We start from the raw sequence: 16,806 nt of genomic DNA on the forward strand, positions 1-16,806 counted from the left end.
CAAGCCCGCTCCCACAGGTTCTGCGTCTTACTCTTGAATGACGTCCGCGCCCTTCGGAATGTCGAACTTGAACCTGGACGCCGGGATCGGCTCGTTGGCCTTCACCCCGGTGAACAGGATATTGGTGCGCTGGCCGACGCTGTCGATCAGTTGCATGTCATTGACCAGGCCATTGCGGAACGACAGGCGCAGGCTGTCGAACAGGGTGTCCTTGGTTTTTGGCTTCAGGGTGAAGTCGATCACACCACCGGCTTCCTTGGCGCTGATGTCGAAGCTCTGGCTGATCTTGGACACGTCACCGGACAGCAGCAGCGCCGGAGTCTGGGTCAGGCGCTGGTCGAGGTTCTTGATGGTGACCTGCTCCAGGTCCGGGTCCCACAGCGAGACCTTCTTGCCATCGGACACCATCAACTGTTCCTGCGGCGCATCCGTGTGCCAGTAGAACAAGCCCGGGCGTTGCAGCGACATCTGCCCTGCGGTTTCCTGCAATTGGGTGCCACCGCCATCCAGGGTCAGCTGGGAGAAGCGTGCGCTCAGGGTCTGGGATTTTTCCAGGAGTTGGGTCAGGCGCGCCACGTCCTTGTCATCGGCGTGGGCCGAAAGCGTGGTCAAAGCCAGTACCGGCAGCAACAGCATGCGGATAAGACGCATGGGAGTCCTCTTGATATTCGTGGGAGTGCGGGCGGCGCGCGGGGCGCCGCCCTTTCAAAATCAGATCAGTCGCGAACCGGGCCAGGTGCCAGGACTTCGCGGGAACCGTTGGTGTTCATGGACGTCACGACCCCGGCCATTTCCATGGCTTCGATCATGCGCGCGGCGCGGTTGTAGCCGATCTTCAGCTTGCGCTGGACCGCAGAAATGGACGCGCGACGGCTTTCCAGCACGAATTGCACTGCTTCGTCGTACAGCGCATCGGTTTCGGCATCGTCATCACCGCCACCACCGCCGTTTTCAAAACCGCTACCTGCCTCTTCGACACCGGCGAGGATCTCATCGTTGTATTCCGGTGCACCCCGCAGTTTCCAGGCTTCTACCACCCGGTGAACTTCGTCATCGGATACGAACGCACCGTGGACCCGGATCGGCAGGCTGGTGCCGGGCGGCATGTACAACATGTCACCGTGGCCCAGCAGTTGCTCGGCGCCACCCTGGTCGATGATGGTCCGCGAGTCGATCTTGCTCGACACCTGGAACGCCATCCGCGTCGGAATGTTGGCCTTGATCAGACCGGTGATGACATCAACCGAAGGCCGCTGGGTCGCGAGGATCAGGTGGATGCCGGCAGCACGGGCTTTCTGGGCGATACGGGCGATCAGTTCTTCAACCTTCTTGCCGACGATCATCATCATGTCGGCAAATTCGTCGACCACCACGACGATGGTCGGCAGCTTGGTCAACAGCGGCGCTTCATCGTGAATGTTTTCGCGCTTGTACAGCGGATCGGTCAACGGCTCGCCCGCGTCCTGGGCTTCCTTGACCTTGGCGTTGAAGCCCGACAGGTTACGCACGCCCATCTTCGCCATCAGCTTGTAACGACGCTCCATCTCCGCCACGCTCCAGCGCAGGGCGTTGGCGGCGTCTTTCATATCGGTCACCACCGGGCACAGCAGGTGCGGAATGCCTTCGTAGATCGACAATTCCAGCATCTTCGGGTCGATCATGATCAGCTTGGCGTCTTCCGGGCCGGACTTGAACAGGATCGACAGGATCATCGCGTTCACGCCCACGGACTTACCCGAACCGGTGGTACCGGCCACCAGCAAGTGCGGCATTTTCGCCAGGTCGGTGATGACCGGCTTGCCACCGATGTCGTGGCCCAGGGCCAGGGTCACCGGCGACTTGAAGTTGTCGTATTCCGGGGTCGAGAGCACTTCGGAGAAGCGCACGATCTGGCGGTCCTCGTTCGGAATCTCGATACCCACAGTGGTCTTGCCCGGAATCACTTCCACGACCCGGACGCTGGTGACCGCCAGGGAGCGGGCAAGGTCCTTCGCCAGGTTGGAGATGCGGCTGACCTTGACGCCGGCTGCCGGCTGGATTTCGTAGCGGGTAATGACCGGTCCCGGGTGAATGGAATCCACCGACACTTCAACGCCGAATTCCTTGAGCTTGATTTCCAGCAGGTGGCCAACCGCAGCCAGGGATTCGGGCGAGTAATTGAGCTGTTTCTTTTCCGCCGGGTCGAGGATCGAGATGGGCGGCAGGGTGCCTTCCACGGCGCTGTCGACGAACAACGGCGCCTGTTTCTCTTTTTCCACTCGCTTGCTGGGTGCAGCAGGCTTCGGTGGCGCAGGGGCGATAACCGGCGGCACCTGCTTCTCGCGGTCCGACATGTGCTTGCTCAAGGCCTGCTCGCGCTCGATCAGGCGTTCCTTGACCTTGGCCTGCTCGCGCTTGTCGGTAACGGTTGGCGCCACCACGTCGTGCACGCGGTCATCGACTTCACGCAATTGCGCGACCAGTTGCTTGCGCTCCACCCGAGCGGCCCACCAGCGATTGGCAGCGCCTTGGAACAGTTCGAACAGGTCGAGGGTAATCTTGCCGGTGACGTCCATTACCTTGAACCACGACAGGTCGGTGAACACCGTCAGGCCGAACAGGAACAGGGCGATGAACAGCAAGGTGCTGCCCTGGATATTCAGCGCGTTGCGGGCCAGGTCGCCAAGGCTCTCGCCCAGCGCGCCACCCGCGCCCGCCGGCAGACCGGTGGCCGCGTGGAAGTGGATATGGGCCAGGGCCGCACCCGACAGCACCAGGAACACCAGGCCGATCAGGCGCCAGGAGAACAGCCAGCCGCTCCATTCCCAAGGCTGGTGGCGTTGGCGGAAGATCTGGTAGGCCTTGACCGCCAGCAGCAGCGGGAAGATGTAGGCGAAGTAACCCAGCACCATGAACAGGATATCGGCACTGTAGGAGCCGGCAGGACCGCCGAAATTCTGTACGTCGTCGATCTTGCTGTTGTGGCTCCAGCCCGGATCGTCCTTGCCATAGGTGAGCAAGGCCATCATCAGGAACAGGCACAAGGCGCCGATGGCGATCAATGCACCTTCCTTGAGTCGGTAGTGCAATTGTTGCCGCCAGAGCGGAACGACGACTGTTTTTGGTGCTGCGGTGGATTTCTTCAAAACGCTACTTTTCCTGCGCCTGTGGCGCGTCCATCTGTTGAATGACTATAAAACTGCCCAATCCGGGCAGGCAAAAAAATTGACAGGCGCAACCGGAACTACTTTTTACCACTGCATCGCGCATTTTATAAACACGGCGCAAGCTCAATAATCTGTAACAGCCCCGCATTGTACGGGTTTGTACGGCCGATGCCATGCTGGCAACTTCAGTTTCAAGCATAGCCAAAGGCGTGCGACCTGCAGTCCAATTTGAGCATGCATTGTCTTTCGTGACAAAGGCTTATGAGGGATTCATCTACGACCACATTCACAACGCCAAGTTGCAGTGCCGGGCCTTTGTTGCAGGAGTGGTTACAAGACGGCACAACCGCAAAAAAATACATCGACGACATTTTCACCGTTTGACGGCAAACTTGATCACGGGCCAACCGGCTCGATACCGCCCTCCCCTTCTGCAAGCCTGGATGCCATGCTGACCTGGTTACAACGCAACTCACTGACCTTCCCGCCGCTGGAACGAGCGATGCGCGATCCCAACGGCCTTCTGGCTGCGGGGGGCGACTTGTCGGCCGACCGCCTGATCCAGGCCTATCGCCATGGGTGTTTCCCGTGGTTCTCCGAAGGCCAGCCGATTCTCTGGTGGTCACCCGACCCTCGCACGGTGTTGTTTCCCGACGAATTGCATGTCTCGCGCAGCCTGGGCAAATTGCTCCGGCAACAGCGCTATGAAGTGACCTTCGACCAGGATTTCGCTGCAGTCATCCAGGCTTGCGCGGCCCCGCGTGATTATGCCGACGGCACCTGGATCACCGCCGCGATGCAGGACGCCTACCTTGAACTGCACACGCGTGGCTTCGCCCACTCGGTGGAGGTGTGGGACCAGGGTGAGCTGGTGGGCGGCCTCTATGGCTTGGCGATGGGGCAGCTGTTTTTCGGCGAGTCGATGTTCAGCCGCGCCGACAATGCCTCCAAATATGGCTTTGCCACACTGGTGCGACATCTGAAAGACTCAGGGTTCATACTGATCGACTGCCAGATGCCGACCGACCATTTGCACAGCCTCGGCGCCCGGGCGATTCCCCGTAGCGAATTCGCCCGCTACCTGGCCCTGCACCTGGATCAACCCAGCCGCGCCAGCTGGGTTTGCTGAGCGACTTTCGCGCGCTTGGCTTACACTTATTTAAAGTTTATCCCCGAGGGTTGATCATGACCGAGTTGGCGCGTTTGAAGTTCTATGCCACTCAACCCCACTCTTGCAGTTATCTGCCCGAAGAGCAGGCCACCACCCTGTTCCTCGACCCTAGCCAGCCCATGGATGTGCATGTCTACGCAGATCTGTCTGAAATGGGTTTTCGTCGCAGTGGTGATCACCTGTACCGGCCGCATTGCCAGAACTGCAATGCCTGCGTGCCCGCGCGTATCCCCGTCGCGCAGTTCGCACCCAATCGCCAGCAGAAACGCATTTTCAGGCGCAACCTCGATCTGCAGGTGCGCCCGGCCAAACCACAGTTCAGCGAAGAATACTTCGACCTGTACCAGCGCTACATCGAACAGCGGCATGCCGATGGCGACATGTACCCGCCCAGCCGCGATCAGTTTTCCACCTTCCTGGTGCGCGACCTGCCATTTTCGCGCTTCTATGAATTCCGCCGCGACGGCCGTCTGCTGGCTGTGGCCGTGACGGACTTGCTGCCCAATGGCCTCTCGGCGGTCTATACCTTCTACGAACCCGCCGAAGAACGCCGCAGCCTGGGCCGGTACGCAATCCTGTGGCAAATCGCCGAGGCACAGCGCCTGGGGCTGGACGCGGTGTACCTGGGTTACTGGATCAAGAACTGCAAAAAGATGAGTTACAAGACGCAATATCGACCCATCGAACTGCTGATCAACCAGCGCTGGGTTCTTCTAAGTTAGAGCAATCCTTAAACCCCTTGGCGTAAACACCATTTTTCGGGCACAATGCACGCCGCTTTTGCCTGGCGCAGTTGCACCGGGCCATTCATTGGACACCGAGGGCTTTACTGCATGTCGAAAGAAGACAGCTTCGAAATGGAAGGCACTGTCGTCGACACCCTGCCCAACACCATGTTTCGTGTGGAGTTGGAAAATGGGCACGTCGTAACCGCGCATATTTCCGGCAAGATGCGCAAGAACTACATCCGTATTCTTACCGGTGACAAAGTGCGCGTCGAGCTGACGCCCTATGACTTGAGCAAAGGGCGCATTACTTACCGCGCCCGCTAATCAGGTCAATACAAGACGCCCGGCTGATGCCGGGCGTTTTTGTTTGTCTGCAATTCGACGAACATCCCCGTAGGAGCTGCCGCAGGCTGGGATCTTTTGATCCTGGATTTTTTAAGATCAAAAGATCGCAGCCTGCGGCAGCTCCTACAGGGGATTCGCGCGCAGACAGCAAAAAGGCGCCAGTAGGCGCCTTTTTGTTTTGCTACTAAACGTCAGGCCATTTCTGCCGTGGTTTCGAACTCGAAGGTCAGCTCGCCGTCCTTCAAATCGATGTGGACCACGCCACCATGGTCGGCCAGTTCGCCAAACAGGATCTCTTCCGCCAGCGGACGCTTGATCTTGTCCTGGATCAGGCGTGCCATTGGTCGAGCGCCCATTGCCGAGTCGTAGCCACCTGCCGCCAGCCAGCTGCGTGCGGCGTCGGTCACTTCCAGCTGCACGCGCTTGTCTTCCAGCTGCGCCTGAAGCTCGGTAAGGAACTTGTCCACCACACTCTTGATGACCTCATGACTGAGGCGACCAAACTGGATGATAGTGTCCAGGCGGTTGCGGAACTCTGGCGTGAAGCTCTTCTTGATCACTTCCATCGCATCGGACGAGTGGTCCTGATGAGTGAAACCGATCGAAGCGCGCGCTGCGGTTTCGGCACCGGCGTTGGTCGTCATGATGACGATCACGTTACGGAAGTCCGCCTTGCGCCCGTTGTTATCGGTGAGCGTACCGTGGTCCATCACCTGCAACAGCAGGTTGAAGACTTCCGGATGCGCCTTCTCGATCTCATCGAGCAACAGCACGCAGTGTGGCTGCTTGGTGATGGCTTCGGTCAGCAGGCCGCCCTGATCGAACCCGACATAGCCTGGAGGTGCACCGATCAGACGCGATACGGTGTGGCGCTCCATGTACTCGGACATGTCGAAGCGAACCAGTTCGATACCCAGCGCCTTGGCCAGCTGCCGCGCCGCTTCGGTTTTACCTACACCGGTCGGGCCTGCGAACAGGAACGAACCGACTGGCTTGTCAGGCGACTTGAGGCCGGCGCGGGACAGCTTGATCGCAGTCGACAGCGAGTCGATTGCAGCGTCCTGGCCAAACACCGTCAGCTTGAGGTCACGCTCAAGGTTACGCAGCAGCTCTTTGTCCGAGCTGGTGACGTGCTTTGGCGGAATCCGCGCGATCTTCGCCACGATGTCCTCGACCTGAGGCACTTCGATGCGTTTCACGCGCTTCTCGACCGGCTGCAGGCGCTGGTAGGCACCCGCCTCGTCAATCACGTCGATGGCCTTGTCCGGCATGTGCCGGTCATTGATGTAGCGCGATGCCAGTTCGGCAGCCGCACGCAGGGCCTCATCGCTGTACTCGATGCTGTGGTGCGCTTCGAAACGCCCCTTCAAGCCGCGCAAAATACCGATGGTGTCTTCCACCGAAGGCTCCGACACATCGACTTTCTGAAAGCGCCGGGCCAAAGCACGGTCCTTCTCGAAGATCCCGCGGAACTCCTGGAACGTGGTCGAACCGATGCAGCGGATATCACCGGAAGACAGCAGCGGCTTGAGCAGGTTCGAGGCATCCATGACGCCACCGGACGCGGCACCCGCACCAATGATGGTGTGGATTTCGTCGATGAACAGGATCGCCTGCGGACGTTTTTTCAGCTCATTAAGCAACGCCTTGAAGCGCTTCTCGAAATCACCGCGATATTTGGTCCCGGCCAGCAGTGCGCCCAGATCAAGCGAATACACCACGCTGTTGGCCAGCAGATCAGGCACCTGGTTATCGACAATACGCTTGGCCAGGCCTTCGGCAATCGCGGTTTTACCCACGCCTGCCTCGCCCACCAGCAGCGGATTGTTCTTGCGACGACGCGCCAGGATCTGCGCGACACGCTCGACTTCCATTTCGCGGCCTACCAGCGGGTCAATACGACCCTGGCGTGCCAGCTCGTTGAGGTTGCTGGCATAAGCATCCAGGGGATTGCCAGAAGAAGAAGACTCGCCGCCCTCGTCGTCCTGCATATCTTGCTCACCTTCAGAGTGATCGCCATGCCCGGGCACCTTGGAGATGCCGTGGGCGATGTAGTTGACGACATCGATGCGCGCAACGCTCTGCTGTTTCAGCAGGAACACCGCCTGACTCTCTTGCTCACTGAAGATGGCGACCAGCACGTTGGCACCGGTCACTTCGCGTTTGCCCGAGCTCTGTACGTGAAACACGGCGCGCTGCAGCACACGCTGGAAGCCCAGGGTTGGCTGGGTCTCACGATCCTCGTCATGCACGGGGATCAGTGGCGTGGTGGAGTCAATGAACTCCTGCAGGTCATGTTTGAGTTTGTCGAGGTTGGCGCCGCACGCACGCAATACGGTGGCGGCAGCCTCATTATCCAATAGGGCCAGCAGGAGGTGTTCGACGGTCATGAATTCATGACGTTTCGAACGAGCCTCCTTGAAGGCAAGATTGAGGGTGACTTCGAGCTCGCGGTTTAACATAGCTTCACCTCATACCCAAGTGGTCGGCGATTAACCGTCCTTCTCGATTTCACAGAGTAGCGGATGCTGGCTTTCCCTGGCGTACTGGTTGACCTGCATGGCCTTGGTCTCGGCGATGTCGCGGGTAAACACTCCACATACTGCCCGTCCTTCTGTATGGACGGCCAACATGACCTTGGTCGCCAGCTCCCGATTCAGGTTAAAAAACACCTCGAGCACTTCGACGACGAAATCCATCGGTGTGTAGTCATCATTGAACAAAACCACCTTGTACATCGGTGGCGCCTGTAAAGCAGGCTTTGCCTCCTGAACAGCAATGCCTGCGGAATCGTCGTCGTGGGTCCCCGGACTGTCTTGCTGGAGAACCGGATGATCCTGATTGAATGTTAGTCGAATCTGGCTGATTGCATGCATGGAAAGAAAGGTTCGTCAGTTGTGCGAATACAGTGGTGGGGGCGGCTATGGACGATTTCAACTGCGACTGCCCGGTCACCTTGACTATCGGCAAAACGGTGTTACAACCAATAGAGCCCACAGTGGGTAAAAAAGGTCCGCGGAGTCAATCTTATTTATGAGATTCGACTGCGGATTATCTGGATGATACTCCAGTGATGGAGTCAGTTGCAGAGGGATATGGGTATGTCAGGTGTCAAGGTCAGTGGCAAGGTGAAATGGTTCAACAACGCCAAGGGATACGGCTTCATCAATGAAGACGGCAAGAGCGAAGACCTGTTCGCCCACTATTCGGCCATCCAGATGGAGGGGTACAAGACCCTGAAGGCCGGCCAGGCTGTGGTGTTCGAGATTATCCAGGGCCCCAAGGGCCTGCACGCCGTGAGCATCGGCGCGCCTGAGGATAGCGCGAAAGTTGTCGCAGCGAGCGAGCAACAAACCGTTATTGCATGATTTTTGCACCCACCCTTCTGTTATAAAAAAACCGCCCAACTCATGATTTGAGCGGGGCGGTTTTTCGTTACGAGTTGCTTCTTACATGTGCGAAATCAGCGCATCGCCGAACGCCGAGGACGACAACAGCGTGGCGCCGTCCATCAGACGCTCGAAGTCATAGGTCACGGTCTTGGCGGAAATCGCGCCATTGGTGCCCTTGATGATCAAGTCGGCCGCTTCGGTCCAGCCCATGTGGCGCAGCATCATCTCTGCAGACAGGATCAGCGAACCCGGGTTGACCTGGTCCTTGCCGGCGTATTTCGGCGCAGTACCGTGGGTGGCTTCGAACATGGCAATGGTGTCGGACAGGTTGGCACCCGGCGCGATACCGATGCCGCCCACTTCGGCCGCCAGGGCGTCGGAGAGGTAGTCACCGTTCAGGTTCAGGGTCGCAATCACATCGTATTCGGCCGGGCGCAGCAGGATCTGCTGGAGCATGGCGTCGGCGATGGCATCCTTGACGATGACGTTCTTGCCGGTTTTCGGGTTCTTGAACTGCATCCATGGGCCGCCGTCGAGCAGGGTCGCGCCGAACTCTTCAGCCGCCACTTCGTAAGCCCATTCCTTGAAGGCACCTTCGGTGAACTTCATGATGTTGCCTTTGTGCACGATGGTCAGCGAGTCGCGATCGTTGTCGACCACGTACTGCAGCGCCTTGCGCGCCAGGCGCTTGGTGCCCTGCAGCGAGACTGGCTTGATGCCGATACCGCAGTTTTCGTCGAAACGGATCTTGGTGACACCCATTTCCTCTTTCAGGAACTTGATGACCTTGGTCGCTTCCGGCGAACCGGCTTTCCACTCGATACCGGCGTAGATGTCCTCGGAGTTCTCGCGGAAGATCGTCATGTCGACGTCGCCTGGCTTCTTGACGGGGCTAGGCACGCCTTCGAACCAGCGCACCGGGCGCAGGCACACATAAAGGTCCAGCTGCTGGCGCAGGGCCACGTTCAGCGAACGAATGCCGCCGCCGACCGGCGTGGTCAGGGGGCCCTTGATGGAAACCACGTAATCCTTGACTGCGTCCAGGGTTTCCTGAGGTAGCCAGGTGTCCTGATCGTAAACCTGAGTCGCTTTCTCCCCGGCGTAGACTTCCATCCAGGAAATTTTGCGATCGCCGCCGTAAGCCTTCTTAACAGCAGCATCGACAACCTTGATCATGACCGGGCTGATATCAACGCCGATACCATCGCCTTCGATGAAGGGGATGATCGGGTTGTTAGGAACATTGAGAGAATGGTCCGCGTTGACGGTGATTTTGTCGCCGACTGCCGGAACCTGAATCTTCTTGTATCCCATGCTGAACTCCATTGTTTGGATTGAACATCTGGCTTGGTTCGAGCGTACCCCAGTTAATTCAGCGCGCAAACCCCATGTTCCACCCATCTGCCGCAAACCTGTGCGGCTGGGGTTCTACAAGCCTGAATGCAAAGGGAAAAGCGCCAAACTCAAGCACGGTGCAAGACTCTACGCCCCCCACCCCCCTGCGACCTTTAGACCAATGGACGACACACGTTGTGTATGAACCATCGGCAGATTGCCAGCTACCTATGTATAATGCCGCCCGCTGACCACAGAGTCACGACGGCCGACCCCTCTATTGCGAGAGCTTCGGCCCGAAAAAGCAGGACCGCTACAGCAGTCCACCCGCTTGCCGCTCGACTGATGCACCCAACATCACCGCGCACAAACCTCGACATTCGGCTCATGGACGACTTTGAACGAACGCGCTTACCCGGCGCCCCTCGAGTTTCTGCGCACGCTTTAGCAAAGAAGAGAGAGTTAATCCGAATATGCCCACCCGCTCGAAGATCATCTATACCTTCACCGACGAAGCTCCCGCCCTCGCCACCTATTCACTGTTGCCTATCGTAGAGGCTTTCACTGCCTCCGCTGATATCGCCGTGGAAACCCGCGATATCTCTCTTGCAGGGCGCATTCTGGCCAGCTTCCCCGAGCAATTGGGTGACAAAGCCGTAGCCGACCACCTCGCCGAACTGGGCGACCTGGCCGTTACGCCTGAAGCCAACATCATCAAGCTGCCGAACATCAGTGCTTCCGTTCCGCAACTGCAAGCCGCGATCAAAGAGCTGCAAGCCCAGGGCTTCGCACTGCCGGACTACCCGGAAACCGTGACCAGCGACGCCGACAAGCTCGCCAAGTCGCGTTACGACAAGATCAAGGGCAGCGCCGTGAACCCGGTTCTGCGCGAAGGCAACTCCGATCGTCGTGCACCGCTGTCAGTCAAGAACTACGCGCGCAAGCACCCGCACAAAATGGGCGCCTGGGCTGCGGACTCCAAGTCCCACGTAGCCCACATGAGCACCGGTGATTTCTACGGCAGCGAAAAAGCTGCCCTGATCGACGCCGCTGACGCCGTCAAAATCGAATTGATCGCTCAAGACGGCACCACCACCGTCCTGAAGGAAAAAACCACCGTACAAGCCGGTGAGATCCTCGATTGCGCGGTCATGAGCAAGAACGCCCTGCGCAGCTTCATTGCTGCCGAGATCGAAGACGCCAAAGCCAAAGGCGTGCTGCTGTCGGTTCACCTCAAAGCCACCATGATGAAGGTCTCCGACCCGATCATGTTCGGCCAGATCGTTGCCGAGTTCTATAAAGACGCACTGGCCAAGCACGCCGACGTGTTGGCACAGATCGGCTTCAACCTGAACAACGGCATCGGTGACCTGTACGCTCGCATCAAGGCTTTGCCTAGCGATCAGCAAGCTGCGATCGAAGCGGACATTCAGGCGATCTACGCCGTTCGTCCGTCGCTGGCGATGGTCAACTCCGACAAAGGCATCACCAACCTGCACGTGCCGAGCGACGTCATCGTCGACGCCTCGATGCCGGCGATGATCCGTGACTCCGGCAAGATGTGGGGCACTGATGGCCAGTTGCACGACACCAAGGCAGTGATTCCGGATCGTTGCTACGCGACCATCTACCAGGCCGTCATCGAAGACTGCAAGGTAAACGGCGCCTTCGATCCGACCACCATGGGCAGCGTGCCAAACGTGGGCCTGATGGCGAAAAAAGCCGAAGAGTACGGCTCGCACGACAAGACTTTCCAGGTCAAGGCCAGCGGCGTGGTTCGCGTTACAGACAGCAAAGGCAGCCTGCTGCTGGAGCAAGCGGTTGAAGCCGGCGACATCTTCCGCATGTGCCAGACCAAAGACGCGCCGATCCAGGACTGGGTCAAACTGGCCGTCAACCGTGCCCGCGCCAGCAGCACGCCAGCGATCTTCTGGCTGGACCCGATGCGCGCCCACGATGGCGTGGTGATCGAGAAAGTTCAGGCTTACCTGAAGGATCACGACACGTCCGGCCTGGACATCCAGATCATGGCGCCAGTCGACGCCATGAAGTTCACCCTGGAGCGTACCCGTGCAGGCAAGGACACCATCTCGGTGACCGGTAACGTACTGCGCGACTACCTGACCGACCTGTTCCCGATCATGGAACTGGGCACCAGCGCCAAGATGCTGTCGATCGTACCGCTGATGAATGGCGGCGGCCTGTTCGAAACCGGCGCTGGCGGTTCGGCACCGAAGCACGTTCAGCAGTTGCTGGAAGAGAACTTCCTGCGCTGGGATTCCCTGGGCGAGTTCCTGGCCCTGGCCGCTTCCCTGGAGCATTTGGGTGTTACTTACAACAACCCGAAAGCCCTGGTGCTGGCCAAGACCCTGGATCAGGCCACTGGCCAGTTCCTCGACAACAACAAGTCGCCATCGCGCAAAGTCGGCAACATCGACAACCGCGGCAGCCACTTCTACCTGGCGCTGTACTGGGCACAAGCCCTGGCGGCCCAGACTGAAGATGCAGCACTGCAGGCGCAATTCGGCCAGCTGGCCAAGACCCTGACCGAGAACGAGGCAACCATCGTTGCCGAGCTCAACGCCGTACAGGGCCAGCCAGTGGACATCGGTGGTTACTACCACGCTGATGCCGAGCTGATCAGCAAGGCCATGCGCCCGAGCAACACCTTCAACGCGGCGATTGCTGCGCTGGTGTAAGGTTGTAAGGATGCAAAGAAGCCCCGGCCTTGTGCCGGGGTTTTTGTTTGCACCATAGATCAAAAGATCGCAGCCTTCGGCAGCTCCTACGCCGATCCGTGTAGGAGCTGCCGAAGGCTGCGATCTTTTGATTGGCATGATCAAGCCGAAAACCACCAGAGGACAAAGCATGGACTGGAAACCCCACATCACCGTCGCCACCATCGTCGAAGACAACGGTCGTTTCCTCATGGTCGAAGAACTCAAAGGCGGACGAGCGGTACTCAACCAGCCCGCCGGTCACCTCGACCCGAATGAAACCCTGACCGAAGCTGCCATCCGTGAAACCCTCGAGGAAACCGGCTGGGACGTCGAACCCACGGGGGTATTGGGCATTTATCTGTACACCGCCCCGAGCAACGGCGTGACCTACCAGCGAGTCTGCTTCATCGCCAAGCCGCTGAAACACCACCCCGAGTATCAACTGGACGACGGCATCATCGGCGCCAAGTGGTTGACCCGCGAGGAATTAATCGGACAGCGCGACAACTGGCGCAGCGAACTGATCATCCGCTGCATCGACGACTATCTGGGCGGTCAGCGCTTCGACCTGGAATTGATCCGTCCTTCTCTTTAGCCTTGTGGCCTTGGGCCTGCTAGAATCGCGTCCTTTTTCAAGACACTCATTGAATCCCTATGCGTGATCCAGCCCCTTCTGACATACAAAAGAAGCGCGTCATTGTCGGCATGTCCGGCGGCGTGGACTCTTCCGTTTCCGCTCTCCTGCTGATCGAGCAGGGTTACGAGGTGGAAGGCCTGTTCATGAAGAACTGGGAAGAAGACGATGGAACGGAATACTGCACCGCGATGGACGACCTCGCAGACGCCCAGGCTGTGTGCGACAAGATTGGCATCAAGCTGCACACCGCCAACTTCGCCGCCGAGTACTGGGACAACGTGTTCGAGCACTTCCTGGCCGAATACAAGGCCGGACGCACGCCGAACCCGGACATCCTGTGCAACCGCGAGATCAAATTCAAAGCCTTCCTCGACTACGCGATGATGCTCGGCGCCGACCTGATTGCCACCGGTCACTACGTGCGCCGCCGCGACATCGATGGACGCACCGAGCTGCTCAAGGGCCTGGACCCGAACAAGGACCAGAGTTACTTCCTGCACGCCGTGGGCGGAGAACAGATCGCCAAGACCCTGTTCCCGGTGGGCGAGCTGGAAAAACCCGAAGTGCGCGCAATCGCCGAGAAGCACGACCTGGCCACCGCGAAGAAAAAAGACTCCACCGGGATCTGCTTTATCGGCGAGCGCCGCTTCAGCGACTTCCTCAAGCAGTACCTGCCGGCACAACCCGGCGAGATCAAGACCACCGAAGGTGAAGTCATCGGGCGCCACCACGGCTTGATGTACCACACCATCGGCCAACGCCAGGGCCTGGGCATCGGCGGCCTCAAGGACGCCGGTGACGAGCCGTGGTACGTGCTGATCAAGGACCTGGAGCATAACGAGCTGATCGTCGGCCAGGGCAATGACCATCCATACCTGTTCTCCCGCGCCCTGCTCGCCTCGGACATCTATTGGGTCAACCCCATCGACCTCAGCGAGCCACTCAAGTTGACCGCCAAGGTGCGTTACCGCCAGGGCGACCAGCCGTGCACGCTGGAAAAAACCGCTACCGGCTATCGCGCCACCTTCGATGACCCGCAACGGGCGGTCACCCCGGGCCAGTCCGTGGTGTTCTACGACGGTGAGATCTGCCTGGGTGGCGGCGTGATCGAAATAGCCGAGCCCTGGACGAGCAAGAACGCGAGCAAGGGCCAAGTCCAATGAGCCCGACCCAGGAGCAACTGACAGCGCTGGGTGGGGTATTCCTCGCCGCGGTCCTGGTGGACAAGATCGCCAAGACCGGCCAGACCACCGAAGCGGGCCTGACCTGCATGCTGGGCAGCCTGCTGATTCGTGATCCCAAGGACACGCTGGAAGTGTACGGCGGAGACGACATCAACCTTCGCGAGGGCTATCGCGCCCTGATCGGCGCCCTGGAACGCGATCCCAGCACACTGCAGCGCGAACCGCTGCGCTACGCGCTGGCCATGCTCGGCCTGGAGCGTCAGCTGGCCAAGCGCGAAGACTTGATGGACGTGATTGGCAAGCGCCTGCCGCAGATCCAGTCCCAGGTCGAGCACTTCGGCCCGGCCCACGAAAACGTGATCGCCGCCTGTGGCGCGTTGTACCAGGACACCTTGAGCACCTTGCGCCAGCGCATTCAGGTGCACGGCGACATGCGCAACCTGCAGCAGCCAAGCAACGCTTCGAAGATCCGTGCCCTGCTGCTGGCCGGAATTCGTTCGGCGCGCCTGTGGCGCCAGTTGGGCGGTCATCGCTGGCAGCTGGTGATCAGCCGGCGCAAATTGCTCAAAGAGCTTTACCCGCTGATGCGCAGTAGCTGAACAGCGCTCGCAACACCGATTTTGATCTGTAACGCGTAATACGCCGGTCAGTTGGCAACGGACCGGCGGATTTTTTCATGTATGATACGCGCCCCATTTCGTTGCCCGACTGTCCGAGAACACCCCATGCAGCTTTCTTCGCTCACTGCGGTTTCCCCTGTTGACGGCCGCTACGCCGGCAAAACCCAGGCCCTGCGCCCTATTTTCAGCGAATACGGCCTGATCCGTGCTCGCGTCCTGGTCGAAGTGCGCTGGCTCCAGCGCCTGGCCGCTCACTCTGCCATCAGCGAAGTACCGGCGTTCTCCGCCGAAGCCAACGCTGTCTTGAACACCCTGGCGGAAAACTTCTCTCTGGAGCACGCCGAGCGCGTCAAAGAGATCGAGCGCACCACCAACCACGACGTCAAGGCCATCGAATACCTGCTCAAAGAGCAAGCGGCCAAGCTGCCTGAACTGGCGGCCGTCAGCGAATTCATCCACTTTGCCTGCACCAGCGAGGACATCAACAACCTGTCCCACGCCCTGATGCTGCGCGAAGGCCGTGATGACGTGATGCTGCCGCTGATGCGCCAGACCGCCGACGCCATCCGCGAACTGGCGATCCGTTTCGCTGACGTGCCAATGCTGTCGCGCACCCACGGTCAACCGGCCTCGCCGACCACTCTGGGCAAAGAGCTGGCGAACGTGGTTTACCGCCTGGAGCGCCAGATCGCCCAGGTCGCTGCCGTGCCATTGCTGGGGAAGATCAACGGCGCCGTGGGCAACTACAACGCCCACCTGTCGGCCTACCCCGAGATCGACTGGGAAGAAAACGCCCGCGCCTTCATCGAAGACGAGCTGGGCCTGGGTTTCAACCCGTACACCACGCAGATCGAACCGCACGACTACATCGCCGAGCTGTTCGACGCGATCGCGCGCTTCAATACCATCCTGATCGACTTCGACCGTGACATCTGGGGCTACATCTCCCTGGGTTACTTCAAGCAGCGCACCATCGCGGGCGAAATCGGTTCATCGACCATGCCGCACAAGGTCAACCCGATCGACTTCGAAAACTCCGAAGGCAACCTGGGTATCGCCAACGCACTGTTCCAGCACCTGGCGAGCAAGCTGCCGATCTCCCGCTGGCAGCGCGACCTGACCGACTCCACCGTGCTGCGCAACCTCGGTGTCGGCTTCGCCCACAGCGTCATCGCGTACGAAGCCAGCCTCAAAGGCATCAGCAAACTGGAGCTCAACGCCCAGAAGATCGCTGCCGACCTGGACGCTTGCTGGGAAGTATTGGCCGAGCCGATTCAGACCGTCATGCGTCGCTACAACATCGAAAACCCGTACGAAAAGTTGAAAGAATTGACCCGCGGCAAGGGCATCAGCCCCGAAGCGCTGCAAACTTTCATCGATGGCCTGGACATGCCGGCCGCCGCCAAGGCCGAGCTGAAACTGCTTACCCCGGCGAACTACATCGGCAACGCTGTAGAGCAAGCCAGGCGCATCTGATCGACCGCTGCACCCGTTTAAAACGCCCGGCAGCGCCGGGCGTTTTTATTCC

General features: G+C 59.4%; 14 protein-coding genes. 9 read left to right on the plus strand and 5 right to left on the minus strand.

Features of this window, described 5'->3' with window-relative positions; genetic code table 11:
• Positions 1–27: 27 nt before the first annotated feature.
• On the minus strand, positions 28–651 hold the full coding sequence (gene lolA, locus UB23_RS26445; protein WP_045062272.1) for an outer membrane lipoprotein chaperone LolA: 624 nt from the start codon (positions 649–651) through the stop codon (positions 28–30).
• A gap of 65 nt (positions 652–716) precedes the next feature.
• A complete protein-coding gene (locus UB23_RS26450; protein WP_082069251.1) occupies positions 717–3,125 on the minus strand; it encodes a DNA translocase FtsK in 2,409 nt (802 codons plus the stop codon).
• A 469-nt stretch (positions 3,126–3,594) separates the two neighbouring features.
• On the opposite strand from UB23_RS26450, the gene aat reads away from it, so the two are divergent.
• The 3 genes from aat (at position 3,595) to infA (ending at position 5,369) form a co-directional block, all read left to right on the plus strand.
• Entirely contained in the window at positions 3,595–4,275 is a 681-nt protein-coding gene (gene aat, locus UB23_RS26455; protein WP_045062277.1) for a leucyl/phenylalanyl-tRNA--protein transferase, read from the plus strand.
• Positions 4,276–4,331: 56 nt separating this feature from the next.
• On the plus strand, positions 4,332–5,039 hold the full coding sequence (locus UB23_RS26460) for an arginyltransferase (RefSeq protein WP_045062278.1): 708 nt from the start codon (positions 4,332–4,334) through the stop codon (positions 5,037–5,039).
• 111 nt (positions 5,040–5,150) lie between these two features.
• Positions 5,151–5,369: a translation initiation factor IF-1 gene (gene infA, locus UB23_RS26465; RefSeq protein ID WP_002553999.1), complete on the plus strand. Its 219-nt coding sequence runs from the start codon at positions 5,151–5,153 to the stop codon at positions 5,367–5,369.
• Positions 5,370–5,581: 212 nt separating this feature from the next.
• Here infA and clpA read toward each other — a convergent pair whose 3' ends face one another.
• Positions 5,582–7,852: an ATP-dependent Clp protease ATP-binding subunit ClpA gene (gene clpA, locus UB23_RS26470; protein ID WP_045062279.1), complete on the minus strand. Its 2,271-nt coding sequence runs from the start codon at positions 7,850–7,852 to the stop codon at positions 5,582–5,584.
• Positions 7,853–7,882: 30 nt separating this feature from the next.
• Entirely contained in the window at positions 7,883–8,266 is a 384-nt protein-coding gene (gene clpS / locus UB23_RS26475; protein ID WP_045062280.1) for an ATP-dependent Clp protease adapter ClpS, read from the minus strand.
• A 225-nt stretch (positions 8,267–8,491) separates the two neighbouring features.
• On the opposite strand from clpS, the gene cspD reads away from it, so the two are divergent.
• A complete protein-coding gene (cspD, locus tag UB23_RS26480) occupies positions 8,492–8,758 on the plus strand; it encodes a cold shock domain-containing protein CspD (protein ID WP_045062281.1) in 267 nt (88 codons plus the stop codon).
• 81 nt (positions 8,759–8,839) lie between these two features.
• On the opposite strand, the gene icd is transcribed toward cspD, so the two are convergent.
• Positions 8,840–10,096, minus strand: coding sequence for an NADP-dependent isocitrate dehydrogenase (gene icd / locus UB23_RS26485; protein WP_045062282.1), 1,257 nt, complete (start codon positions 10,094–10,096; stop codon positions 8,840–8,842).
• Between the two features lie 494 nt (positions 10,097–10,590).
• Between icd and UB23_RS26490 the strand changes: the two genes are divergently transcribed.
• The 5 genes from UB23_RS26490 (at position 10,591) to purB (ending at position 16,754) form a co-directional block, all read left to right on the plus strand.
• On the plus strand, positions 10,591–12,816 hold the full coding sequence (locus UB23_RS26490) for an NADP-dependent isocitrate dehydrogenase (RefSeq protein ID WP_045062283.1): 2,226 nt from the start codon (positions 10,591–10,593) through the stop codon (positions 12,814–12,816).
• Between the two features lie 169 nt (positions 12,817–12,985).
• On the plus strand, positions 12,986–13,432 hold the full coding sequence (locus tag UB23_RS26495; protein ID WP_045062347.1) for an NUDIX hydrolase: 447 nt from the start codon (positions 12,986–12,988) through the stop codon (positions 13,430–13,432).
• A 59-nt stretch (positions 13,433–13,491) separates the two neighbouring features.
• On the plus strand, positions 13,492–14,637 hold the full coding sequence (mnmA, locus tag UB23_RS26500) for a tRNA 2-thiouridine(34) synthase MnmA (RefSeq protein ID WP_045062284.1): 1,146 nt from the start codon (positions 13,492–13,494) through the stop codon (positions 14,635–14,637).
• Positions 14,634–15,257, plus strand: coding sequence for a high frequency lysogenization protein HflD (hflD, locus tag UB23_RS26505; RefSeq protein ID WP_045062285.1), 624 nt, complete (start codon positions 14,634–14,636; stop codon positions 15,255–15,257). Before mnmA ends, hflD begins: the two co-directional genes overlap by 4 nt.
• Positions 15,258–15,383: 126 nt before the next feature.
• The gene (gene purB / locus UB23_RS26510; RefSeq protein ID WP_045062286.1) at positions 15,384–16,754 is read left to right on the plus strand and encodes an adenylosuccinate lyase; all 1,371 of its coding nucleotides are present in this window, start codon (positions 15,384–15,386) and stop codon (positions 16,752–16,754) included.
• The last annotated feature ends 52 nt before the right edge of the window (positions 16,755–16,806 follow it).

The organism is Pseudomonas sp. ES3-33 (assembly GCF_000952175.1).
Taxonomy (GTDB): domain Bacteria; phylum Pseudomonadota; class Gammaproteobacteria; order Pseudomonadales; family Pseudomonadaceae; genus Aquipseudomonas; species Aquipseudomonas gregormendelii.

Excerpts from the sequence above, each read along its gene's own strand:
- lolA (WP_045062272.1), bottom strand. The coding sequence starts at position 651 with ATGCGTCTTATCCGCATGCTGTTGCTGCCGGTACTGGCTTTGACCACG.
- aat (WP_045062277.1), top strand. The coding sequence starts at position 3,595 with ATGCTGACCTGGTTACAACGCAACTCACTGACCTTCCCGCCGCTGGAA.
- UB23_RS26460 (WP_045062278.1), top strand. The coding sequence starts at position 4,332 with ATGACCGAGTTGGCGCGTTTGAAGTTCTATGCCACTCAACCCCACTCT.
- infA (WP_002553999.1), top strand. The coding sequence starts at position 5,151 with ATGTCGAAAGAAGACAGCTTCGAAATGGAAGGCACTGTCGTCGACACC.
- clpA (WP_045062279.1), bottom strand. The coding sequence starts at position 7,852 with ATGTTAAACCGCGAGCTCGAAGTCACCCTCAATCTTGCCTTCAAGGAG.
- clpS (WP_045062280.1), bottom strand. The coding sequence starts at position 8,266 with ATGCATGCAATCAGCCAGATTCGACTAACATTCAATCAGGATCATCCG.
- cspD (WP_045062281.1), top strand. The coding sequence starts at position 8,492 with ATGTCAGGTGTCAAGGTCAGTGGCAAGGTGAAATGGTTCAACAACGCC.
- icd (WP_045062282.1), bottom strand. The coding sequence starts at position 10,096 with ATGGGATACAAGAAGATTCAGGTTCCGGCAGTCGGCGACAAAATCACC.
- UB23_RS26490 (WP_045062283.1), top strand. The coding sequence starts at position 10,591 with ATGCCCACCCGCTCGAAGATCATCTATACCTTCACCGACGAAGCTCCC.
- UB23_RS26495 (WP_045062347.1), top strand. The coding sequence starts at position 12,986 with ATGGACTGGAAACCCCACATCACCGTCGCCACCATCGTCGAAGACAAC.
- mnmA (WP_045062284.1), top strand. The coding sequence starts at position 13,492 with ATGCGTGATCCAGCCCCTTCTGACATACAAAAGAAGCGCGTCATTGTC.
- hflD (WP_045062285.1), top strand. The coding sequence starts at position 14,634 with ATGAGCCCGACCCAGGAGCAACTGACAGCGCTGGGTGGGGTATTCCTC.
- purB (WP_045062286.1), top strand. The coding sequence starts at position 15,384 with ATGCAGCTTTCTTCGCTCACTGCGGTTTCCCCTGTTGACGGCCGCTAC.